This window comes from Marinobacter sp., assembly GCF_046484525.1.
Taxonomy (GTDB): domain Bacteria; phylum Pseudomonadota; class Gammaproteobacteria; order Pseudomonadales; family Oleiphilaceae; genus Marinobacter.
In genome coordinates this window covers 40,025-62,531 of record NZ_JAWOIS010000043.1, presented here as the reverse complement: position 1 = coordinate 62,531, position 22,507 = coordinate 40,025, and the positions used below count along the sequence as shown (strand labels likewise).

Annotated in this window: 18 protein-coding genes; 11 read left to right on the top strand and 7 right to left on the bottom strand. The window is 58.2% G+C overall.

Annotated features, from left to right (window positions below):
- Positions 1–10 precede the first annotated feature (10 nt).
- Positions 11–1,807: an ABCB family ABC transporter ATP-binding protein/permease gene (locus R6W86_RS09705; protein WP_410329155.1), complete on the bottom strand. Its 1,797-nt coding sequence runs from the start codon at positions 1,805–1,807 to the stop codon at positions 11–13.
- 123 nt (positions 1,808–1,930) lie between these two features.
- Here R6W86_RS09705 and R6W86_RS09700 point away from each other — a divergent pair, with 123 nt between their 5' ends.
- The 3 genes from R6W86_RS09700 to R6W86_RS09690 all read left to right on the top strand — a co-directional run bounded on the left by R6W86_RS09700 (position 1,931) and on the right by R6W86_RS09690 (position 5,931).
- A complete protein-coding gene (locus R6W86_RS09700) occupies positions 1,931–3,664 on the top strand; it encodes an ABC transporter transmembrane domain-containing protein (RefSeq protein WP_410329170.1) in 1,734 nt (577 codons plus the stop codon).
- A gap of 83 nt (positions 3,665–3,747) precedes the next feature.
- On the top strand, positions 3,748–5,025 hold the full coding sequence (gene gabT / locus R6W86_RS09695; protein WP_410329154.1) for a 4-aminobutyrate--2-oxoglutarate transaminase: 1,278 nt from the start codon (positions 3,748–3,750) through the stop codon (positions 5,023–5,025).
- Between the two features lie 135 nt (positions 5,026–5,160).
- Complete coding sequence (locus R6W86_RS09690; RefSeq protein WP_410329153.1) at positions 5,161–5,931, top strand: VC0807 family protein; 771 nt, start codon at positions 5,161–5,163, stop codon at positions 5,929–5,931.
- Positions 5,932–6,025: 94 nt separating this feature from the next.
- On the opposite strand, the gene gyrB is transcribed toward R6W86_RS09690, so the two are convergent.
- From gyrB to dnaA, 5 genes are all read right to left on the bottom strand, one after another.
- Entirely contained in the window at positions 6,026–8,440 is a 2,415-nt protein-coding gene (gene gyrB / locus R6W86_RS09685) for a DNA topoisomerase (ATP-hydrolyzing) subunit B (RefSeq protein WP_410329152.1), read from the bottom strand.
- Between the two features lie 79 nt (positions 8,441–8,519).
- Positions 8,520–9,647, bottom strand: coding sequence for a DNA replication/repair protein RecF (gene recF, locus R6W86_RS09680; RefSeq protein ID WP_410329151.1), 1,128 nt, complete (start codon positions 9,645–9,647; stop codon positions 8,520–8,522).
- Positions 9,648–9,756: 109 nt separating this feature from the next.
- Positions 9,757–11,028, bottom strand: a complete 1,272-nt coding sequence (locus R6W86_RS09675; protein WP_410329150.1) for an ABC1 kinase family protein — start codon at positions 11,026–11,028, stop codon at positions 9,757–9,759.
- Positions 11,029–11,056: 28 nt separating this feature from the next.
- Positions 11,057–12,160 (bottom strand): DNA polymerase III subunit beta, encoded by a 1,104-nt coding sequence (gene dnaN, locus R6W86_RS09670; protein ID WP_410329149.1) that lies wholly within the window; start codon positions 12,158–12,160, stop codon positions 11,057–11,059.
- Between the two features lie 55 nt (positions 12,161–12,215).
- Positions 12,216–13,670, bottom strand: coding sequence for a chromosomal replication initiator protein DnaA (gene dnaA / locus R6W86_RS09665; protein WP_410329148.1), 1,455 nt, complete (start codon positions 13,668–13,670; stop codon positions 12,216–12,218).
- Positions 13,671–14,317: 647 nt separating this feature from the next.
- On the opposite strand from dnaA, the gene rpmH reads away from it, so the two are divergent.
- The 7 genes from rpmH to R6W86_RS09630 all read left to right on the top strand — a co-directional run bounded on the left by rpmH (position 14,318) and on the right by R6W86_RS09630 (position 19,385).
- The gene (rpmH, locus tag R6W86_RS09660; protein ID WP_008940054.1) at positions 14,318–14,452 is read left to right on the top strand and encodes a 50S ribosomal protein L34; all 135 of its coding nucleotides are present in this window, start codon (positions 14,318–14,320) and stop codon (positions 14,450–14,452) included.
- Positions 14,453–14,466: 14 nt separating this feature from the next.
- Positions 14,467–14,874, top strand: coding sequence for a ribonuclease P protein component (gene rnpA / locus R6W86_RS09655; RefSeq protein ID WP_410329147.1), 408 nt, complete (start codon positions 14,467–14,469; stop codon positions 14,872–14,874).
- The gene (gene yidD / locus R6W86_RS09650; RefSeq protein WP_091998381.1) at positions 14,874–15,122 is read left to right on the top strand and encodes a membrane protein insertion efficiency factor YidD; all 249 of its coding nucleotides are present in this window, start codon (positions 14,874–14,876) and stop codon (positions 15,120–15,122) included. Before rnpA ends, yidD begins: the two co-directional genes overlap by 1 nt.
- Positions 15,123–15,126: 4 nt before the next feature.
- Positions 15,127–16,842: a membrane protein insertase YidC gene (gene yidC, locus R6W86_RS09645; RefSeq protein ID WP_410329146.1), complete on the top strand. Its 1,716-nt coding sequence runs from the start codon at positions 15,127–15,129 to the stop codon at positions 16,840–16,842.
- Between the two features lie 69 nt (positions 16,843–16,911).
- A complete protein-coding gene (gene mnmE / locus R6W86_RS09640) occupies positions 16,912–18,282 on the top strand; it encodes a tRNA uridine-5-carboxymethylaminomethyl(34) synthesis GTPase MnmE (RefSeq protein WP_410329145.1) in 1,371 nt (456 codons plus the stop codon).
- A complete protein-coding gene (locus tag R6W86_RS09635; RefSeq protein WP_410329144.1) occupies positions 18,236–18,529 on the top strand; it encodes a DUF2959 family protein in 294 nt (97 codons plus the stop codon). Before mnmE ends, R6W86_RS09635 begins: the two co-directional genes overlap by 47 nt.
- Positions 18,530–18,635: 106 nt before the next feature.
- Positions 18,636–19,385, top strand: coding sequence for a substrate-binding periplasmic protein (locus R6W86_RS09630; protein ID WP_410329143.1), 750 nt, complete (start codon positions 18,636–18,638; stop codon positions 19,383–19,385).
- A 472-nt stretch (positions 19,386–19,857) separates the two neighbouring features.
- Here R6W86_RS09630 and R6W86_RS09625 read toward each other — a convergent pair whose 3' ends face one another.
- Positions 19,858–21,678, bottom strand: coding sequence for an acyl-CoA dehydrogenase C-terminal domain-containing protein (locus R6W86_RS09625; RefSeq protein WP_410329142.1), 1,821 nt, complete (start codon positions 21,676–21,678; stop codon positions 19,858–19,860).
- Positions 21,679–21,985: 307 nt separating this feature from the next.
- On the opposite strand from R6W86_RS09625, the gene R6W86_RS09620 reads away from it, so the two are divergent.
- Complete coding sequence (locus tag R6W86_RS09620) at positions 21,986–22,486, top strand: DUF3833 domain-containing protein (protein WP_410329141.1); 501 nt, start codon at positions 21,986–21,988, stop codon at positions 22,484–22,486.
- Positions 22,487–22,507: the final 21 nt, after the last annotated feature.

Here is a 22,507-nt window from a genome sequence, read left to right as displayed (position 1 = left end):
GAATAGCGGGTCACGCCGGCGACTGATCCTGGTGTTGCTGGCGCCAGAGCCGGGAGTAATGTCCGTTACTGGCCAGCAATTCGTTATGATGGCCACTCTCCACGATCCGGCCGGCATCCATCACCAGAATGGTATCGGCGTCCCGGATGGTGGACAGCCGATGGGCAATGACCAGGGTGGTCCGCTGTCGGCTGACCTCCCGCAGTGCCCCGAGGATCGCCTGCTCCGACAGGGAATCCAGGGAAGACGTGGCCTCGTCGAGGACCAGCAGGGGTGGGTTCTTGAGGATGATCCGGGCGATGGCCACACGCTGCTTCTCGCCCCCTGACAGTTTCAGACCACGTTCACCCACCCGGGTGTCATAACCCTCGGGCAGGCTCTGGATAAACCTCTCCAGGTGGGCCATCCGGGCCGCGCGGTACACTTCCTCTTCGGTGGCTTCCGGCCGGCCATAGGCGAGATTGCGGTACAGAGTGTCATTGAACAGGACCGTATCCTGGGGCACCACACCGATGGCCGCCCGCAAGCTGTCCTGGGTCACATCCCGGATATCCTGGCCATCGATCCGGATACTGCCGCTGTCCACATCGTAGAACCGGAACAGCAACCTCGCCAGGGTGGACTTGCCCGCGCCACTTGCGCCGACCACTGCCACCGTGTGCCCGGCAGGAATCGAAAAATTCACATCCCGGAGAATCGGCCGGTCGGCGCGGTAGCCGAAGTGCACGTGGTCAAACCGGACCTCGCCGTTATTCACAGCCAGGGCCGGGGCATCGGGTTTATCCACAATGGCCGGCAAGTCACCGAGCAGCTTGAACAGGCGCTCCACGTTCACCAGGGCTTGCCGGATTTCCCGGTAAACGAAGCCCAGAGCATTCAAGGGAATGAATAGCTGGATCAGGTAGGCGTTGATCATGGTGAAATCCCCGAGGGTGATCTCCCCGGATGCCGCTTCACGCACCGCCATGGCCATGATCACGATCAGGGCTACGCCAATGATCAAAGCCTGGCCGCCGTTCAGGGTGGCCAGTGACAGCCGGTTTTTCAGCCGGGCCGCTTCCCAGTCCTCCAGGTCCCGGTCATACAGCTCCGCCTCATAGCGCTCATTATTGAAATACTTGACCGTCTCGTAGTTCAGCAGGCTGTCCACGGCCCTTGAATTGGACTGGTTGTCCCGGGCATTGGCCTCCCGTACGAACTTCGTGCGCCATTCGGTGACTTTGATGGAAAACACCACGTAAACCACCACCGCCACCAGGATCGCCAGCACGTAACCCACGTTGAACACCACCAGCAAGATGCCGGCGACCAACAGGATCTCGAGCAGGGTAGGGACGATGTTGAACAGCGTGAAGCGCAACAGGAAACTGATGCCGTTGGTGCCCCGCTCGATATCCCGGGCCAGGCCCCCGGTCTTCCGGTCCAGGTGAAAGGCTAGTTCCCGCTGGTGCAGATGACGGAATACCCGCAGGGACACCCGCCGCATGGCCCGCTCCGCCACCCGGGCAAAGACCGCATCGCGCAGTTCACTGAACAGGGTGCTGCCAAACCGGAGGCTACCGTAGGCAACAACCAGCACCACCGGTATCCACAGAACCATGTCCGCACCCCGGTTCTGGTCCAAGTAATCGACGATGTACTTGAGGGCAACCGGCGTGGCCACCGTGGCCAGCTTCGCCAGCACCAGCAACGACAGCGCCAGGATCACCCGGCCACGGAACTCAGTCAGGTAGGGCCAGAGGCCGGCAATCACTTTCCAGTCGGGTTTGTGGTCGGCGGGGTAGTCGTTGTCGGCGTAGGCGCGCACGGGTTTTCCTTTTCGGTCAGGGCAAAATGATCGATTCAGCCGTATGATGGACAGCGATCAAAGTGTACAGCACTTCCTGTGGATATCCGGAGGCAGACTATCAACACCCGTCACCGCAAAGCCCTGAAACTGGTCTGCGAGTTCATCAGTCCCTACCGTCGTGCCGTCGCCGGCGCCCTGGTGGCACTGGTGATCACCGCCGGCATCACCCTGAGCCTGGGGCAGGGACTGAGGATCCTGGTAGACCAGGGCCTGGCCACCGAATCACCGGCCAACCTGGCGCGGGCCATCGGTCTGTTCTTTGTGCTGGTGCTGGGCCTGGCGTTCGGTTCCTTTGCCCGCTTCTACCTGGTGTCCTGGATTGGCGAGCGGGTGGTGGCGGATATCCGCAAACGGGTTTTCAACCACCTGATCGACCTGCACCCGGGCTTCTTTGAACAGAATCGCGCCCTGGAAATCCAGTCCCGCTTCACCGCCGATACCACCGTGCTGCAATCGGTGATCGGCTCGACGGTATCCATCGCCCTGCGCAACGCGCTGATGCTGTTGGGCGGTCTGATTCTTCTGTTTGTGACCAACCCCAAACTGGCCAGCATCATCCTGCTCGGCTTCCCGCTGGTGATTGCGCCGATCCTGTTCTTCGGTCGCCGGGTCCGGCAGCTGTCCCGGCTGAGCCAGGACCGGGTCGCCGATGTGGGCAGTTACGTGGGCGAGAGCCTCACCCAGATCAAGACCGTACAGGCGTTCAATCACCAGCCCCAGGATCGCCGGTATTTCGGGGAAGTTTCGGAACGGGCATTCGACATCGCCCGGGACCGTATCCGGCAGCGGGCCTGGCTGACCACCCTGGCGATTTCCCTGGTGATGGGCGCCGTGGGCATCGTGATCTGGATTGGCGGTCTCGATGTCATCGAGGGCCGCATCAGCCCCGGGGAGCTGGCCGCCTTCGTGTTCTATAGCCTGTTGGTGGGCGTCGCCGCCGGTGCCATCAGCGAGGTTATTGGCGAGCTGCAACGGGCCGCCGGTTCCGCGGCCCGGTTGTTCGAACTGCTGCAAACCCGCCCGCAATTTGGTGAGCCGAGCAATACAAAGGGCAAACTGCCGGAGCGGGTAGCCGGCAGGATCGAGATTGAGCATCTGCGGTTCTGTTACCCGAACCGGCCCGGGACGGCCGCGCTGGATGACCTGTGCCTTACGATAGAGCCCGGTGAGACCCTCGCCCTGGTGGGCCCCTCCGGTGCTGGAAAATCCACTCTGTTCGACCTGTTGCTGCACTTCTATACCCCACAGGCGGGCCGTATCCGGATTGATGGTGTCGACAGCTCCTCAGTTGAGTTGTCCGCTCTGCGTCGGTGCTTTGCGCTGGTGCCGCAGAATCCCGCGCTGTTCAACGGCTCGGTCGCCGACAATATCCGCTATGCCCGGCCGGAGGCCAGCCAGGAGGAAGTGGAGCAGGTGGCCCGCGTGGCCCACGCCCACGAATTTATCCACAGGCTCCCGGAGGGTTATGACACCCGGCTCGGTGACAACGGCCTGGGCCTGTCCGGCGGCCAGAAGCAGCGCCTGGCCCTCGCCCGGGCCCTGCTGGTCGATGCCCCGATACTGTTGCTGGACGAGGCCACCAGTGCCCTGGATGCAGAGAGTGAACACCTGATCCAGCAGGCGATGCCGGCACTCACCCACGGTCGGACCACCCTGGTGATCGCTCATCGCCTGGCCACGGTGCGTGACGCCAACCGGATTGCCGTACTGGAGGAGGGCAGGTTGCTGGCTATCGGAAGCCACCAGAAACTCATGGAGACCAACCCCTTGTACCAGCGTCTCGCCCGCCTGCAGTTTCGGGACCAACGGGAGTAAGACAGTGGTCGGTTTGTGGCTGGCGCTCGTACTCCTTACACTGGTAGTTAAACCTACTGACTCCCGAACAGGAGGATCGCAAAGTGAGCAATCAAGAATTGCAGGCACTGAAGGAACGTTACGTGGCAGCGGGCGCGGCAAGTCCCAATGAACAGTTTGCCGATCACGCCCTGAACGCCGAACTCTGGGACGCCGACGGCAAACGCATGATCGATTTCGCCGGCGGTATCGGCGTCCTGAACATCGGCCACCGTCATCCCAAGGTGGTTGAAGCGGTCAAGGCGCAGCTGGACAAGCTGATGCACACCTGCCAGACGGTGATGCCCTACGAGGGCTACGTGAAGCTGGCCCAGAAGCTGAGCGAAGTGGTGCCGGTGCGCGGACACGGCAAGGTCATGCTCGCCAACTCCGGTGCCGAGGCTCTGGAGAACGCGGTCAAGATCGCTCGGGCGGCCACTGGCAAGACCAATGTCATTTGTTTCGATGGCGGTTACCACGGCCGCACCTTCATGACCATGGCCATGAATGGGAAGGCCGCACCTTACCAGACCGACTTCGGCCCCATGCCGGGCATGGTATACCGTGCGCCCTATCCGGTGCCGTACCATGGTGTCTCCGAGGACGAGGCGCTGCGTGGACTGGCCATGACCATGAAGGCCGATTCCCCGGCCCGCAATACCGCAGCGATTGTGCTCGAACCTGTACTGGGTGAGGGCGGTTTCTATCCGGCACCGAAGAGCTTCCTGGAAAAGGTTCGCAAGATCTGCGACGACAACGACATTCTGATGGTCGTCGACGAGGTCCAGAGCGGCTTCGGCCGGACCGGCAAGATGTTCGCGATCGAGCACAGCGGTGTCGAGCCGGACATCATGACCATGGCCAAGTCCATGGCTGACGGTATGCCGATCTCCGCGATTGTTGGCACCGACAAAGTGATGGATTCCTCCGGCCCGAACTCCCTGGGCGGCACCTACACCGGAAGCCCGACCGCGTGCGCGGCGGCCCTGGCAGTCTTCGACGTATTCAGGGAAGAGGATATCCTGGGCAAGAGCCAGCGCCTGGGCGAGAAACTCAGCGCCCGTTTTGCCCAGTGGCAGGAGCAGTTCGAGCATGTGGATAACGTGCGCAACCTGGGCCCCATGGCGGCGATCGAGCTGGTGGAAAACAAGGATTCCCACAAGCCCATGCCGGAACTGGCCGCGGCGGTCACCAAGAAGGCCAAGGAAAAGGGCCTGATCCTGCTAAGCTGCGGCATGTATGGCAATACGCTGCGTTTCCTCATGCCGGTCACGATCGAGGATGACATCCTTGAGGAAGGCCTGGCGATTGTCGAGGAAAGCCTTAAAGAGGCAGGTGCCTGATCATCAAAGGCATTTGTCGGCCGGGCCCCGGTGGCCCGGCCAACTCCCTTCGAATACCCCCGGAATCATCGTATACTGCCTGAACACGTTTATTCACCGGGCCTGTATACACAGGCTGTCCAACCAGGTAATTCAATGACTCCGGACACTCCCCGATCCGTTCCCGATCATAAGCCCCGCCCCTGGGTTGATCTGCTCGTCAGTATCATCATCCCCTCGGTCATCCTGATGAAGTTCAGCGGTGATGAACACCTCGGCAGTGTGAACGCCCTGATCATCGGCCTGGCATTTCCTCTGGGGTGGGGCCTGTTCGAACTGGTGCGTTACCACAAGAAGAACTTCATTGCCCTGCTGGGCCTGATCAGCGTCGGCCTCACCGGCGGCATCGGGCTGCTCGAGCTCAATTCCCAGTGGCTGGCCATCAAGGAAGCCGCGGTACCTGCTATCATCGGGCTGGCCGTGCTGGTGTCTACCCGGACCCGGTATCCACTGGTCCGCACCCTGCTGTACAACCCGTCGGTGCTGGATGTGGATAAGATCCAGGAACGACTGGTACACGAGGGCAGGGAAGGTGAATTCGAGGGACGGCTGCTGAAAGCCAGTTACTTCTTCGCGGGAACCTTCCTGTTCTCCTCGATCATGAACTATGTGTTGGCGAAATGGATCGTCACCAGCCCATCCGGCACTCAGGCCTTCAATGAGGAACTCGGGCGCATGACTCTGGTGAGCTATCCGATGATCGCGATTCCCTCCATGGTCATGATGATGCTGATTTTCTGGTACCTGTGGCGCACCATCCGCCGGCTGACCGGCTACACCCTGGAAGAGGTGATGTCGGCTCACCTGCTGGAGAAAGAGCGGGAGAAAGAGAAGGCCCGCTCCAGGGAACAGACCTCCGGCAAATAGGTCTTAAATCTTCCGGAAATAAAGAAAAACTGTTTAAAACAAAAAAGGCGGGAAGCTGTCACTTCCCGCCTTTTTTATGCCTTTTTCAGGACACCTACACGTCGAGGTTGGTGACTTCCAGCGCGTTGGTCTGGATGAAGTCACGGCGCGGCTCGACGTCATCGCCCATCAGGGTGGTGAAGATCTGGTCCGCGGCGATGGCATCCTCGATGGTGACCTTCATCATTCGGCGGGTTTCGGGATCCATGGTGGTTTCCCACAGCTGCTCCGGGTTCATCTCACCCAGACCCTTGTAACGCTGGATATTCAGACCCCGCTGGGCCTCTTTCATCAACCAGGCCAGGGCACCTTCGAACGACAATACTGCCTGCTTGCGCTCGCCACGCTGGATATAGGCGCCTTCCTCGATCAGCCCCTCCAGGGTCTCGCCCATACGCGCAATGGCGGCATAGGACGAGGACTCGAAGAAATCGTGACTGAACACGTGGTCATGGGGAATACCGTGCACGTAGATGGTGACCTTGGGCAGGAACAGGCCTCTCTCTTCGTCCCGGGTGACCGAGAAGGTGTACTTGGTACCGGTGCGGGTATCCAGGTTCAGACCCTCGCCCAGGCGACCTACCCAGCGGGCCACCGCCTCTTCGTCCTTCAGATCATCCATCTTGAGGGTGACGTTATGCAGCATCTGCTCCAGGACCTTGGCGGGATAGGCGCGGGACAAGCGATCAATCATCGCCATCACGGCCTGGTATTCCTTGACCATGGTCTCCAGGGCCGAGTCCTTGATGGCCGGCGCATCGGCGTTCACGAACAGCTGGGCGCCCTCCAGGGCGGTTTGGGTCAGGTAGGCTTCCTTGGCCTTCTCGTCCTTCAGATACTGCTCTTGCTTGCCGCGTTTGACCTTGTACAGGGGCGGCATGGCGATAAAGACGTGGCCACGCTCGATGATTTCCCGCATCTGCCGGAACAGGAAGGTCAGCAGCAGGGTTCGGATGTGAGAACCGTCTACATCGGCATCGGTCATGATGATGATGGAGTGATAGCGGAGCTTGTCTGGATTGAATTCCTCGCGGCCGATACCACAGCCTAGGGCGGTGATCAGGGTGCCCACTTCCACGGAGGACAGCATCTTGTCGAACCGTGCTTTCTCGACGTTCAGGATCTTGCCCTTGAGAGGCAGGATGGCCTGAGTCTTTCGGTCACGACCCTGTTTGGCGCTGCCGCCCGCGGAGTCACCCTCCACAATGAACAGTTCGGAAAGGGCGGGATCTTTTTCCTGGCAGTCAGCCAATTTTCCGGGCAGGCCGGCAATATCCAGGGCGCCCTTGCGGCGGGTCATGTCCCTGGCCTTACGGGCCGCTTCCCGGGCCCGGGCCGCTTCGAGCATCTTGTTGACGATCAGCTTGGCCTCGTTCGGCTGCTCCTGCAGAAAATCACTGAAACTCTGGTACAGCTCTTGCTCCACGGCTGTCTTTACTTCCGAGGACACCAGCTTGTCCTTGGTCTGCGAAGAGAATTTCGGGTCCGGAACCTTCACCGAAATGATGGCTGTCAGGCCTTCGCGGGCATCATCACCAGAGGTCGCCACCTTGGCCTTCTTGCCCAGACCTTCATGCTCGATGTAGTTGTTCAGTGAGCGGGTCAGGGCTGCCCGGAAACCTGCCAGGTGAGTACCGCCATCCCGCTGGGGGATGTTGTTGGTGAAGGAGTAGATGTTTTCCTGGAAGGCGTCGTTCCATTGCATGGCGACTTCGACGACGATACCGTCCTCACGCTCACGGTTGAAATGGAACACCCGGTTGATGGGGGTCTTGGTGGAATTCAGGTGTTCAACGAAGGCACGCAGACCACCCTCATATTCGAAGACCTCTTCCTTGCCAGAGCGCTCGTCGGTCAGTCGAATCCGTACGCCGCTGTTCAGGAAGGCGAGTTCCCGCAGTCGCTTGGCCAGGATGTCGTAGTGGAACTGGATACTCGAAAAGGTTTCCGGAGAGGGAATGAAATGGACCTTGGTGCCGGAGGCATCGGTGTCGCCGACGACCGAGAGTGGTGCTTTCGGTACACCATGAGCATAGGTCTGCTCCCAAACCTTGCCGTCGCGGCGGATGGTCAGCGTCAGGTTAGAGGAGAGGGCGTTAACCACGGATACGCCAACCCCATGGAGGCCACCCGACACCTTGTAGCTGTTGTCATCGAACTTACCACCGGCGTGCAGGACGGTCATGATGACCTCGGCGGCGGACACCCCTTCCTCCTCATGGAGGTCGGTCGGGATACCACGACCGTTATCCTTGACGGTTACCGACTCGTCCGGGTGAATGATCACCCCGATTTCGGAGCAGTACCCCGCCAGAGCCTCATCGATGGAGTTGTCCACCAACTCAAAGACCATGTGGTGCAGGCCGGTACCGTCATCGGTGTCACCGATGTACATGCCAGGCCGCTTCCGCACCGCATCGAGTCCTTTCAAGACTTTGATACTGGAGGAATTGTAGTTCGATTCACTCATTAGGTGACTCCTGAAGGGTGATGACCGGTGCTAGCCTGAGTGCCTCGTGAGCTTCATCATCAGGGTTGGCATCGCCGGTTTATTCTTCCGTCAATTTTCCATGTTCCACGTGGAACATTCTGTAATCCGGAGTTTCGTCACTACCCCAGAGAGACTCTGGATCCGGATGTTCAATCGATGTAATAAATACCTGGCTGCCCAGGGCGCGGAGTTTCCGGGCAAGCATCGCCCTGTGACCAACGTCCAGCTCCGCGTTGATGTCGTCGAGCAAAAATGTGACCTGCCGGCCCATATCGCTCAACACCATTCCTTGGGCAATCTTCATCAATATAACCAGGGTTTTCTGCTGCCCCCGGGAGAAAGTCTCGGCAACCGGCCGCCCCTCAAACTTGAGGCGGATATCCGCGCGGTTGGGGCCATACAGCGTATGCCCCACCTTCAGCTCCTGTTCCCGATGGTTACTCAGGATTTCGGTGAGCGAATGCGTCCGGTCCCAGCCGGGAAACAACTCCATTTTCAGGCCCTGAGTCCAGGGGACATCCACCTGCTCAACCAGCAGATCGAATGCTTCCTTGAACCGGTCGAATGTGAATTGCCTCGAATCGCTCAGACGTTCACTGAGAGCCGCGTACTGACTATCCCAGACCCGCAGCAGGGATTCGTCTATTCTACCATTTCTGAGCGTCTGATTCCGCTGTGATGTGACTCTCTGACATTGCTGCCAGACCGACGCAAAGGAAGGTTCCACGTGGAACACTAACCAGTCGAGAAACTGGCGGCGTTTACCGGGCCCGCCCGCTACGATGTCAAACACCCCGGGATCAATCACCGACACGGGCAAATGCTTTGCCATTGAGGAAAGGCTCCGGACACTTTCACCGTCCACACGAAGCGAAGTTTCCTTCGCACTTACATCCCGGGAAATCCCGAGCCGATGGGCCAGAGCACCCTCGCCACTGAAAACCGTTTCTTCCGCGCCCCGGTCCAGACCACCGAACACCGTTAAGCGGCTCTGCCCATGGGCAACCACCGCCTGGTGGCGACTGACCCGGAACGAACGCCCAAGACCCAGATAGCCAATCGCCTCGAGTACACTGGTTTTTCCACTGCCGTTGGCGCCGTAGATAAGATTGAACGAGGGCGAGAACGACACCGGATCCGGCGCCAGATTACGGAAATGCTCGGTCTGGAGTCTGACAAGGGCCATAGAAGGGTAGGCTTTCCGGAGGGACCAAACTTGCCCATTAAAAAAGGCAGCGCCGGGTTATCCGCGCGCTGCCTTAGTGTACAAAAGCTGTCCGATGATGGCGACAGGCTCAGTGCAACATGTTCAATCGTTCATCCATGAAGACGTCCATTTCCGGCGCCAGGATATGCACATAACGATCGAAGTACAGGAACTGTTTCAGTAGCAGCGCAAATTCCCGGGGGAAATGCAGACCATGGCTCTCGCCGATCTTCACCATATCCATCAGGATGTTATTCACATCGTCTTCAGCCCGGTCCGCTTCATAAGGCACATGATCAGGCACCATCCTGTCCATCTGCTGATACAGGCGGCGCAGATCCGCTGCCAGATCGGAGACCTTCACGGTCTGATGGGTGACCCCGATCCGGATCATAGCCGACGCCATACCGTCAAAATTGCCAACCATGATCGCCGAAATGAAATCGCTCACCGCCTGCCAGGTATCCGGTTTGATCCGACCCACGATTCCGAAATCGATGAAACCAACCCGACCATCCCGTAGCACCATCAGATTGCCGGCATGTACGTCCGCATGGAAAAAATCGCACCGAGTCAGGCTCGAAAACCAGGTATTCATAGCGGTGATCAGTGTGTGCTCGGGATCCCGCGCATAACCACGAATACTTTCCAGATCGGTCAGCGGCACCCCATAGAATCGCTCCATGGTCAGGATACGGCGGGTACTGCAATGCTCATAAACCTGTGGACAGGTAGCATCTTCATTATGGGTATCATGCAGGAAGTTGCGGAACACCTTCAGGTTGTTCGCTTCCTTTATGAAGTCACATTCCTCCATCATCGTGCGCTGGATTTCTTCCACAATGCCGGACATGGACGTCCATGAAAGTTTCGGTGCCAGCGTCTCGACAATACGCGCCGACAGGTACAGGAAGTTGAGGTCGGTCAGCAGGATGTTTTCCACACCCGGCTTCTGGACCTTGATCACCACATCTTCCCCGGTCACCAGACGGGCCGCATGGACCTGGGCTATGGACGCCGAGGCCAGCGCCACGGGATCGATCTCGGAGTAGACCTCCTCGATCGGACGGCCCAATTCCTCCCGGATGATTTTCTTGATCACCCCGAACGGAAGACTCGGTGTCTTGTCCAGGCAGTACTGGAATTCCTCCACGTATTCCTTGGGAAAGAAGGTCGGCGAACTGGCGATAAACTGGCCGAGCTTGATGTAGGTGGCACCCAGGGATTCAAACGTCTGCCGCAGCAGCCGCGGGGTTGGGGGCCGCTCGCCCCGAACCCAATCGACACCGGTGCGGCCAAGCACCGACAGCGTCTGGCCTATCCTGAATGCGCCTTTGATTCCGTTCGTCACGGTACCCATGGTGTATCTCCCTTACCCGGCACCCCGGTTACAGCCGCATCGGCATGACCACGTACAGGCACCGGTTGTCGCTTTCCGATTCGATCAATGCACTGCTGTTCGGATTGGACAGGGTAATCTTCACCTGATCATCATCCAGCGCATTCATCACATCCACCAGGTAGCCTACATTAAAGCCGATCTGGAGTGATTCGCCCTGATACTCCACCGGCAGCGCGTCTTCGGCCTGTTCCTGATCCGGGTTGTTGGCAAACACCTGGAGCTGGTTCGGTCCCAGGTTCAGCCGGACACCCCGGATATTTTCGTGGGAAAGAATACCCGCGCGCTGAAGCGTGTTTTTCAGGGTGGACCGGTCAGCCAGCACAACCTTGTCACCCCCCCTGGGGATAACCCGGTTGTAATCCGGGAACTTGCCCTCGATCAGCTTCGAGGTAAACGTATAGGCACCCACGGTCGCCCGCAAATGGTTATCACCGATCACCAGGGTCACCGGCGTTTCCACGTCATCCAGCAGACGGGCCAGTTCCAGCACGCCCTTTCTCGGGACGATGACCTGGCGCAGCTCCGGACAGCCGGTTTGCATATCCACATGGGCCATCGCCAACCGGTGACCATCCGTCGCCACTGTGCGTACGTGATCCGCCGACACTTCCAGCAACAGGCCATTCAGGTAGTACCGGACATCCTGTTGCGCCATGGCAAACGCAGTAGCGTCCAGCATCCGCCCGAGTTCCTTTTGCGGAAGTTCCAGACGGAAGCTCTCGTCTTCATCCTCCACATTGGGGAAATGCTCCGCCGGCAATGTGGACAGGGTGAAGTGACTGTTCCCGGAGCGCAGGTGCAGCCGATCTCCCTCCAGGGACAATTCGATCGGTGACTCATCGCCCAAAGCGCGACAGATATCTGCCAGCTTCCGGGCGGGCACCGTGATCCGGCCAGACTGGTCCACATGCACCGGAGTCACCCGGCCCACCAGTTCAACCTCCATGTTGGTCCCGGTCAGGGTCAGCGTATTGTCCTCGGCCACCAGCAGAACGTTGGAAAGCACGGGCATTGTCTGTTTCTTCTCCACCACGCCGGCAATACTTTGCAGCGGGGTGAGCAGGGATTCACGGCTGATCGTCAGTTTCATGGCACTCAGCTTTCTTTGGTGTTGGAAGGGTGAATGTTGTTGCTAACACCCGGCATCAGGTGGTCAGCAATCTCATAAAGTTCTGATAATCCTCACGGATACCCGGATCTGTATCCTGCAGTTCCAGGATCTTCTTGCACGCGTGCAGAACCGTCGTGTGGTCCCGCCCGCCGAAGGCGTCGCCGATTTCCGGCAAACTGTGGTTAGTCAGTTCCTTGGCCAGCGACATGGCAACCTGCCGGGGTCGGGTAACCGTCCGGGTCCGGCGCTTGGAAAGCAGGTCCGCCACCTTGATCTTGTAGTATTCCGCCACGGTGCGCTGGATATTGTCGATACTGACCTGCTTTTCATGCAGGGCTAGCAGATCTTTAAGACTCTCACGGATAAACGGCGGGGTAATCTCGGAGCCAGTGAAGTGAGCATTCGCTATCACCAGACGAAGCGCTCCTTCTAGCTCCCGCACATTGGAACGAATCTTCTGGGCAATAAAAAACGCCGCCTCGCTACTGAGCTTGACGTTGGCCTGTTCGGCCTTTTTCATCAGGATCGCGACCCGGGTCTCCAGCTCCGGCGGCTCCACCATCACAGTCAGACCCCAGCCGAACCGGGACTTCAACCGTTCTTCCATATCGGAAATTTCTTTCGGGAAGCGATCGCAGGTCACGATGACCTGTTGTCCACCCTCCAACAGGGCGTTGAAGGTGTGGAAAAACTCTTCCTGGGAACGCTCCTTGCGGGCGAAGAACTGGATATCATCGATCAGCAGGGCATCCACCGACCGGTAATAGCGCTTGAACTCATTGATGGCATTGAGCTGCAACGCCTTGACCATATCCGCCACAAACCGTTCGGACCTCAGGTAAGCCACCTTGGCCCGGGGATTACGCCGGACGATCTCATTGCCGATCGCATGCATCAGGTGGGTCTTACCCAAGCCTACACCGCCATACAAAAAGAGCGGATTATAGGCACCACCGGGATTCTCGGCGACCTGCATGGAGGCGGCCCGGGCCAGCTGGTTCGATTTGCCCTCAACGAAGGTCTCGAACGTGAAGCCTTCGTTGAGGAAGCTCTGGTGCTTGATATCACCTTCTACCTGTACTTCCCGGCGATCATTGTCCGTTTTGGGCTTTACGCTCACCGGTCCCGCCACAGTGGCAGCGACACCCTTTTCCTCTTCGGTGACCCGGTTACCGGTCTCTTCCTGTAGCCGGCCATTGACCGCCGGCTTGTCGGCGGCGCGGTTTACCGGTGCCTGTTCCCGAGGGGCCGACCCTACCTTCATATTGACCCGCGGTGCCTGACCTCCGTTCAGATCCTTAAGCACTTCCTCAATACGGCGAATATATTTTTCGTTGACCCAGTCCATAACAAACCGGTTGGGAGCAAACAGCACCAACTGACCTTCCCTGTGGTCCGACTGCAGCGGTCTCAACCAGGTATTGAACTGTTGTGCGGGAAACTCGTCCCGGAGTACTTCAAGACATTGATGCCAGATACTGTTCGGCACGACCGTCTGCTCCCGATAACCCAGAAATTCTTCTCTCCGGAATGACTGCTTCCGATAGTAAAGAGGTGATCTCGGATTCTAACCCGAGCAACCACGCAGTAAAAGTGCAAAACTAAACTCATAAACAGCCTGTGGAAATTTAAAATTTTCAAAAACAGAATCTTAGAGACTTACCTACAGGCTTGTGTACAGTAAACCCCTTTTAAAAAACTTACCCACAGCCCTGTGTGCACACCCTGCGTGCAACCCTGTGCGAAAGCACGGGACCGAACAGGGGATAACCTGAACTTTTCGGGCAAAGGCGACTTACCCACATCTCGTCACTCCTTTCTCCACAGGCCTCACGCCGCTTTTTCAATAACCTTGTCAACGCCAGAACAACTTGAATTAACGACCAAAATCTGGCTTTTCCACAGAAATCATGGACCCTAATAACAGTAATAAATAATCCTTTAAAAATTACCTAAAAGACTTATTGATTCTGTTATCAGCGTGCCCCACTGCCGATCCCACCAACCCCGTCTTCTCCCTGACACAATAATCATTGAATTCTCACCGGTATTTGCATAGAATGCCGCTCCTGTTTTGGCTGTACATTTTCCAGCCAGTTACTGAATTTCAAACTTACGAAATGTGAGATCGTCACCATGAAGAGAACGTTTCAACCAAGCGTCCTGAAGCGTAAGCGCGTCCACGGTTTCCGTGCCCGTATGGCTACAGCCAACGGCCGCAAGGTTCTGTCCCGTCGCCGTGCCAAAGGTCGCGCGCGCCTGTCAGCGTAAAACCTGTTCGCCTGATGAAGGCTTTGGGTTTTCCAAAATCCGCCCGGCTACTGCGCCCCGCGGATTACAGCAAAGTCTTCGATGACGTACAGCTGAAGGTTCCACACCGGAATTTCCTGATCCTGGCTACGCCGAACGATCTCGGCCATGCCAGGATCGGTCTGGTTTTTTCCAAAAAGAACCTGAAGCTCGCCGTCCAGAGAAACCGGGTAAAACGCCAGGTCAGAGAGACTTTCAGGCTCCAGAGTGACCTACCCGGCGTAGACATCGTGATCCTTGGGCGTCAAGGACTGGCCAACCTGGATAATCAGACTATCCGGGATTCCCTGAACGATCTCTGGCGCCGACTTAAAAAAAAATACCATCAGTCATCGCCATCCCGAGCAGCTGAATCCAAGCCTGCCGGTAGAGGAACGGGTTAATGCGCAAACTGTTGCTTCTGCCCATTCGCTTCTATCAATACGCAATCAGCCCCCTGATGGCGAGTCACTGCCGCCACTATCCCACGTGCTCGCAATACGCTGTTGAAGCCATTACCCTGCACGGTGCCGCCAAAGGCTCGGTACTGGCCATCCGGCGTATAGGCAGGTGTCACCCCTGGAGTGAAGGCGGCTACGATCCTGTTCCAGGTACTGAGCATTCCCCTCAAACCACCCAGACCAGACAGTAATCCTATGGATATTCAACGCATTGTTTTGTTTGCCGGCCTGGCGATTGTCAGTTATCTGATGGTGCTGGCCTGGAACGAGGATTATCATCAGCAGCCACAGACGACTGAATCCGCACAGGTTGCCACCCCGTCAAACGCCAATGGTACAACCGATGACGACGGCATGGTGCTCCCGGAACAGAGCAGTTCCACTTCTGCCGGAAGCGAAGAGTTTTCCACACCCGAGAGCGGGCAGACCACAGTCGCTACAAGCGCGGAAGGCGTCTCTGTTGATAATCAGTTCGTCACTATCCGGACTGACGTTTACGACCTGACCATTGATCGGGTCAGCGGTAACCTTGTCCAAAGCTCGCTCCTCAATTACGACAAGTCGCTGAACAGCGACGAACCGCTCACACTGCTGACCAACACCGAGACCCGTACCTACGTGCTGGAAAGCGGGCTGATTGGTCGTGACGGACCCGACAGCCAGAAGAACGGGACCGCCCCCGTTTACCAGACCTCAGCTGACCATTACCAGCTGGAAGAAGGTCAGGACCAGCTGACCGTGGATCTCGACTACACCACTGATAACGGCGTCAAAATCATCAAGCGCTACCAGTTCGAGCGTGACAGCTATGAAATTGGTGTTCGCTACCTGGTTGAAAACAATTCCGGAGAGCCCTGGCAGGCCAACTTCACCGGCAAGATCGTCCGTGACGAAGCTCCCGATCCCACCAGCCAGACCAGTATGGGTATCCGTGCCTACCTGGGCATGGTGATGAGCTCGCCGGAAGATCCCTATGAAAAGTTCGACTTTGAAGATCTCAAGGAAAATCGTGTTAACCAGCAGGTTACCAGCGGCTGGCTGGCATTCCTGCAGCACTATTTCCTGAGTGCCTGGATTCCCGAACGCGACGTGCCTGCCCAGTTCCAGACTACACAGCGTGGACCGCTGCATGTCATGGGCTTTGTCTACCCCGCGACAACCGTGGCTCCCGGGGAAACCGCTGAAATCGGCGCCAAGGCCTATGTTGGTCCGAAAATTATAGATCGGCTTGAAGCCATTGCACCGAACCTTGACCGCACGGTCGACTTTGGCTGGTTGTTCTTCATCTCCCTGCCATTGTTCTACATTCTGCAGTGGTTCCACGCCCTCGTCGGCAACTGGGGTGTGTCCATCATTCTCCTGACCGTGCTGGTGAAAGCGGTCTTCTTCCATCTGTCGGCAACCAGTTACCGCTCCATGGCCAAGATGCGTGCGGTTGCTCCACAACTGACCCGACTCAAGGAGCTGTACGGGGACGATCGCCAGCGCATGTCTCAGGAAATGATGGCTCTGTACAAGCGCGAGAAGATCAACCCGCTCGGTGGCTGTCTGCCGATTCTGGTGCAGATGCCGGTGTTCATTTCCCTGTACTGGGTACTGTTCGAGAGCGTACAGCTGCGCCATGCACCGTTCATGCTGTGGATAAATGACCTGTCCCAGATGGATCCGTACTTCATCCTGCCGATCCTGATGGGCGCCAGCATGTTCCTTCAGATGCACCTGAACCCGACACCGCCGGACCCCATGCAGGCGAAGATCATGAAGATGATGCCGCTGATCTTCACCGTGTTCTTCCTGTGGTTCCCGGCGGGTCTGGTACTGTACTGGCTGGTGAACAACATTCTGTCCATCTCCCAGCAGTGGTACATTACCCGCAAGATCGAAGCGGAAGTGGCAGGCAAGAAGCACTGACCGAAGTGCTGACCTGATCCGACAGAGGCTCCTTCACGGAGCCTCTGTTATTTCAGCCCGGGGACTTTCATGCAGCAGCACACAGACACGATTGCGGCGATTGCCACCGCGCCCGGCCAGGCCGGTGTCGGTATTGTCCGGGTCTCCGGCCCCAAAGTCCGGGAAATCGCCAACCGCATGTTGGGTTTCGAACCCAAACCCCGGTACGCCCATTACGGCCCGTTTGTGGACAACAATGGCCAGCTCATTGATGAGGGTATCGGGCTGTTTTTCCCCACCCCCCACTCCTTTACCGGCGAGGATGTGTTTGAGCTCCAGGGCCATGGCGGTACCGTTATCCTGGATCTGTTGCTCCGGGAAGTATGCAGCCTCGGTGCCCGCCTGGCCCGGCCGGGTGAATTCTCCGAGCGGGCATTCCTGAACGACAAGCTCGACCTGGCACAGGCCGAGGCCATTGCCGACCTTATCGAGAGCAGTTCGGAGCAGGCAGCACGCTGTGCCGTACGGTCGATGCAGGGGGTGTTCTCGCGCCGGATTGATGAGCTTGTGGAAGCGGTCACTCACTTACGGATTTACGTCGAAGCGGCGATCGACTTCCCCGAGGAGGAAATCGACTTCCTGGCGGACGGCAAGGTGGCGTCCGACCTGAACGCGCTCATTGAACGGGTCCGTACCATCCTGGCCGAGGCCCAGCAGGGCACCATTCTACGGGATGGCATGAAGGTGGTGATTGGCGGCCGGCCCAATGCCGGCAAATCTTCCCTGCTCAATGCCCTGGCTGGTCGGGAAGCCGCGATTGTGACCGCCATCGAGGGCACCACCCGGGATGTCCTCCGGGAACATATCCACATTGATAGCATGCCCCTCCATATCATCGATACCGCCGGTTTGCGGGATAGCCCCGACGAGGTCGAACAGATCGGCATCGCACGGGCCTGGGAGGAAATCCGTCAGGCCGACCGTATCCTGCTGATGGTGGATGCCACCACCACTGACAAGACCGAGCCCCACGAAATCTGGCCGGACTTCATCGACCGGCTGCCGGCCAACGCGCCGGTGACCGTGATCCGCAATAAGGTGGATCTGTCCGGGGAAGCAGTGGGCATTACCGCTGAACCCCATCAGGCGGCGCCGGTAATTCGGTTGGCTGCCAAGTCCTCAGAAGGGCTCGAGATCCTCCGTGATCATTTGAAGCAGTGCATGGGATTTGTGACCACCACCGAGGGCGGCTTCCTGGCCCGTCGACGGCATCTGGATGCTCTGGAGCGGGCGCGGGATTCCCTGCTGCAGGGTCAGACTCAGCTGGAAGGCTATGGCGCCGGCGAGCTGCTGGCCGAGGACCTGCGAGCGGCTCAGGATGCCTTGGGGGAAATTACCGGGCACCTGACACCAGATGAACTTCTGGGCAAGATATTCAGCAGTTTCTGCATCGGCAAATAGAGGAATCAGGCCATGGAAAAGTCACACAGCCGCGCTGCTAGCCGCCGAGGAAGTGGGTGACCATATCGATGCCGTTGAGGATGTCTCCCAGGCGCTGTTTTCGGAATGGGAAGACGAATTGGGGCGCATTCGCAGTGATGTAGATCCCTTGATCCGGAACATGGAAACCTCCATGCCGAATCCGAAGCGTTCAACCAGCGTTTCCGGCTATCGCTGTCCTTTACGAAAAGAAACAGTTTATCTGTAAAAGAGCGTTAGAAGCTCGGGTAAACTTCATCATCGTCTCGCTGTGCCGCTGCCTGAGCCGCTACCTGTACAGCGGAGCAAGTCATTCGTGGTAAGGGAGATAAGCCGTGCGTAAGTTGGCCTGCCTGTTTGCTGTCGTGCTGGCGTTTGCCGGCGTTTCTGTGCCCGCTCTGGGCTCTGAGAAACTCTACATCTACACCGAAAACTTTCCCCCGTACAACATGAGTTCCACCGGCCGTGCCTTTGAGCACAATGGCGATGGTATTGATGGTCTGTGTACCGAAATGGTTAAAGCGGTATTGCAGGCCTCCGGGCTGGACCATGTCATCAAGCTCCGTAACTGGGATTACGCCTACAACCGGGCCCTGAACAAGAAGAACCACGGGGTTTTCTGCACCACCTACACCGAAAGCCGGGCTCCCCTGTTCAAATGGGTCGGACCGCTGGCCAACAACCTGTGGACCATCTTTGCCCCGGCCGGCACCGACCTGCAGATCGACAAGCTGGAGGATACCCGCGGCATGCTGTATGCCGGTTACCGCGGCGATGTCATGACCGAGTACCTGCTGGAGCATGGTTACCAGGTCTCGGCAATGGAGAGCGATGATCTGAACCCCAAGCGCCTGGAACTGGGGCAGGTGGATCTGTGGATTGCAGACCGGTTGGCCGGGCCTTATTTTGCGTCCCAGCAAGATGTGGAAGGGCTGGTTCAGTTGTATTCATTCAACAAGACCGAACTGTACCTGGCCATGAATATCGAAACGCCGGACGAGGTGATCCAGAAACTGAACAAGGGCCTGGAAACTATCAAGAACAACGGCATATACGAGGCGATCGAGACCAAGCATGGTCTCTGACCGGATACTCGTTCAGTAGCAAAAGGGGAAGCCGGTGGCTTCCCCTTTTGCGTTATGGGCACAGCACATTAACCGGTCCGGCGGAGATCCGGTGAACGAACCGGGCGCAGGGCCTCGGTATTGCTTCGATTACCCAGAAAGCCGGGCCTCGGTCTGTTGCCGCAAAACGGCTTCTCCAACCGATTTTCAGGGGCCCCTTGGTGCGGTCTTGTCCGGCGCTGTGGATAACCGGGTCCCGCCGCTCAAACCTCGGGCTGGGACGTTCCAGGCGGGTTGGATAAAAATCGGCAGTACGAGTTTCCATATCCGAACCCCCTTACTGTTATTCGATATATTGAATTTTCCTTTTTACCTCAAAGCGTTAATGGGTTTTACGTGAAAAGGCAACTGAGACGTGGGGGCGCCTTTTCTGATTTCAAGGCCAAAAACATCCCGGGGCGGGACACCCCGGGATGAAGAGTCACCGGTCGGATCAACCGGGGAAGGCCATATGATCCGAATCCAGCTGCATCAGGCTGCGGGTGGGGCTGAGCATGCTGGTTGCGTGGGCCTGGGCCCGGGGCAGCAGGCGTTCAAAGTAGAATTCCGTGGTGGCCAGTTTGGCCTGGTAGAACTCGTCCGATTCCTCGCCTCCTTGAGCCAGTTTATCCACAGCCACGGCGGCCTGGCGCAGCCACATGTGGGCCATGGTCACGTAGCCGCTGTACATCAGGAAGTCGTTGGAGGCGGAGCTCACAACGTCGCGATCCTTGCGGGCGGCAAGCATGACCCGCACGGTCAGCAGGTTCCACTGGGCAGTCAGCTTGAGTAGCTCCACCGCGAACGGGCGCAGCCGCTTGTCGGTCAGGTACTTGCGGGCATGGTTGGCAACTTTCAGGGTGAATTCCCGGACCGCGCCACCCTGGGTCATCAGCAGCACCTTCCGGCCCAGAAGATCCAGAGCCTGGATGCCTGTGGTTCCCTCGTAGAGGGTGGCAATTCGGGTGTCTCGGACGATCTGTTCCATGCCGTGCTCCCGGATATAGCCGTGGCCACCGAATATCTGCATGCCCAGGTTGGTACATTCGTACCCGAGTTCGGTCAGGAAGCCTTTCAGGATCGGGGTCAGGAAGCCGAGTTTGTCGTCGTAGGCCTCGGCTTTCTTGTCGTTGCCCCGAGTATGAGCTTCGACCATATGGTCCGCCAGCCGGGCGGCGTAATAGAGCATGGCCCGGCCACCCTCGGCGACCGCTTTCTGGGTCAGCAGCATGCGCCGGACATCGGCGTGGTGGATGATGGCGTCAGCCACCTGCTCCGGCTCTTTCTTGCCGGACAGCGCCCGCATGGAACGGCGTTCCCTGGCATAATCCAGGGCCCATTGATAGGACAGCTCGGCCGGACCCACGCCCTGGATGGCGGTCCCGATCCGGGCCGTGTTCATGAAAGTGAACATGCACTCCAGGCCCTGGTTCTCCGGGCCGATCAGGTAACCGGTGGCACCGTCGAAGTTCATCACGCAGGTGGCGGAGGCCTTGATGCCCATCTTCTTTTCCAGGCTGCCGCAGCTGACGCCGTTGCGCTCGCCAACACCGCCGTCGGCGTCCGGCAGGAACTTGGGCACGATGAACAGACTGATACCGCGGGTTCCCTTGGGCGCTTCCGGCAGGCGGGCGAGGACGATGTGGACAATGTTCTCGGTCAGATCATGCTCACCGGACGAGATGAAGATCTTGGTACCGGTGATCCGGTAGCTGCCATCACCCTGGGGTTCCGCCTTGGTCTTCACCTGACCCAGGTCGGTACCACATTGGGGCTCGGTCAGGCACATGGTGCCTCCCCAGCGGCCCTCGGTCAGCGGCACCAGGTAGGTCTGCTTCTGCGCCTCGCTGCCGTGCAGGTAGATGGTGTTCATCGCCCCCAGGGACAGGCCCGGGTACATGGAAAACGACCAGTTGGCGGTGCCCATCATTTCCTGCTTGAGCAGCCCCATGGAGGCGGGCAGTCCCTGACCCCCGTATTCCTCAGGGGCGGACAGACCCTGCCAGCCGCCCATCATGTACTGATTGTAGGCTTCCTTGTAGCCGGCGGGAGTGGTCACTTCGCCATTTTCCAGTTTGCAGCCTTCCTCGTCGCCGGACTGGTAGAGCGGGCTCAGAACTTCTTCACAGAACTTACCGCATTCGGCCAGGATGGCATCGACGACGTCTGGCGTGGCGTTTTCGCCGCTGGCCAGTGACGCGTAGTGTTTCGGGTAATCGAACACTTCATTGAGCAGGAATTTCATGTCGCGCAGGGGCGCCTTGTAGACCGGCATAACGAAACCTCTGTACCTGTAATGGATTCGGGGGAGGGCGATCGGCCTCCGATGGTTTTTGTTTTACGGCATTCCCGGGGCGCTGCCATTGACGAAAAGCGCCGGAGGGTATGTCACCAAAGACAATTGGCTGAAATGACGTTACGGTGCCGGGTTGCGAAGGAAGGTTCTGATCGAACCCCGGCCATGGCACGTATCTTTCTGGGCAGTCTTGTGAATTTTCAGCCACCGGGGGAGTGTAAAAGTTATGCAAAAGCGTCGAATTCTGCATCGGAACAGTAGCCTTGTGACGCTACTGTGGTTATGTTTGAGTCTGGTGCTACTGGCCGGCTGTGCGTCTCCTTCGTTGGAGGATTATGCGGACCGATCGCCTAAACTGGTCCCGGAACAGTTCTTTAGCGGCGAACTTTCTGCCCGTGGTGTGGTCAAGAACTTCTCGGGCGAGGTGATTCGTACGTTCGACGCCGATATCTCGGCCACCTGGGATGCCAACGGTGTCGGTACCCTGGATGAAGTGTTCCGCTTCGATGACGGCGAGGTCCACACTCGGGTCTGGACCCTGGAACCCATGCCGGAGGGTTATCATGCCAATGCAGGTGACGTGGTTGAGCCCGGTACCATGCGCGCGCAGGGCAACGCCATTCATATGAATTACGTGCTGCGGATTGCCTATGGCGACGGCACCATCGATGTTCGCATGGATGACTGGATGTACCTGATTACCCCGGACACCCTGATCAACCAGACCACCATGAGCAAGTGGGGGATCGATGTTGGGGAGATCGTGCTGGTTATCCAGAAAAAATAACCAGGCTGGCATACCGGATCA

Coding starts and splice junctions, on each gene's coding strand:
- R6W86_RS09690 (WP_410329153.1), top strand. CDS start 5,161: ATGACTCCGGACACTCCCCGATCCGTTCCCGATCATAAGCCCCGCCCC.
- gyrB (WP_410329152.1), bottom strand. CDS start 8,440: ATGAGTGAATCGAACTACAATTCCTCCAGTATCAAAGTCTTGAAAGGA.
- recF (WP_410329151.1), bottom strand. CDS start 9,647: ATGGCCCTTGTCAGACTCCAGACCGAGCATTTCCGTAATCTGGCGCCG.
- R6W86_RS09675 (WP_410329150.1), bottom strand. CDS start 11,028: ATGGGTACCGTGACGAACGGAATCAAAGGCGCATTCAGGATAGGCCAG.
- dnaN (WP_410329149.1), bottom strand. CDS start 12,160: ATGAAACTGACGATCAGCCGTGAATCCCTGCTCACCCCGCTGCAAAGT.
- rpmH (WP_008940054.1), top strand. CDS start 14,318: ATGAAGAGAACGTTTCAACCAAGCGTCCTGAAGCGTAAGCGCGTCCAC.
- rnpA (WP_410329147.1), top strand. CDS start 14,467: ATGAAGGCTTTGGGTTTTCCAAAATCCGCCCGGCTACTGCGCCCCGCG.
- yidD (WP_091998381.1), top strand. CDS start 14,874: ATGCGCAAACTGTTGCTTCTGCCCATTCGCTTCTATCAATACGCAATC.
- yidC (WP_410329146.1), top strand. CDS start 15,127: ATGGATATTCAACGCATTGTTTTGTTTGCCGGCCTGGCGATTGTCAGT.
- mnmE (WP_410329145.1), top strand. CDS start 16,912: ATGCAGCAGCACACAGACACGATTGCGGCGATTGCCACCGCGCCCGGC.
- R6W86_RS09635 (WP_410329144.1), top strand. CDS start 18,236: ATGAACTTCTGGGCAAGATATTCAGCAGTTTCTGCATCGGCAAATAGA.
- R6W86_RS09625 (WP_410329142.1), bottom strand. CDS start 21,678: ATGCCGGTCTACAAGGCGCCCCTGCGCGACATGAAATTCCTGCTCAAT.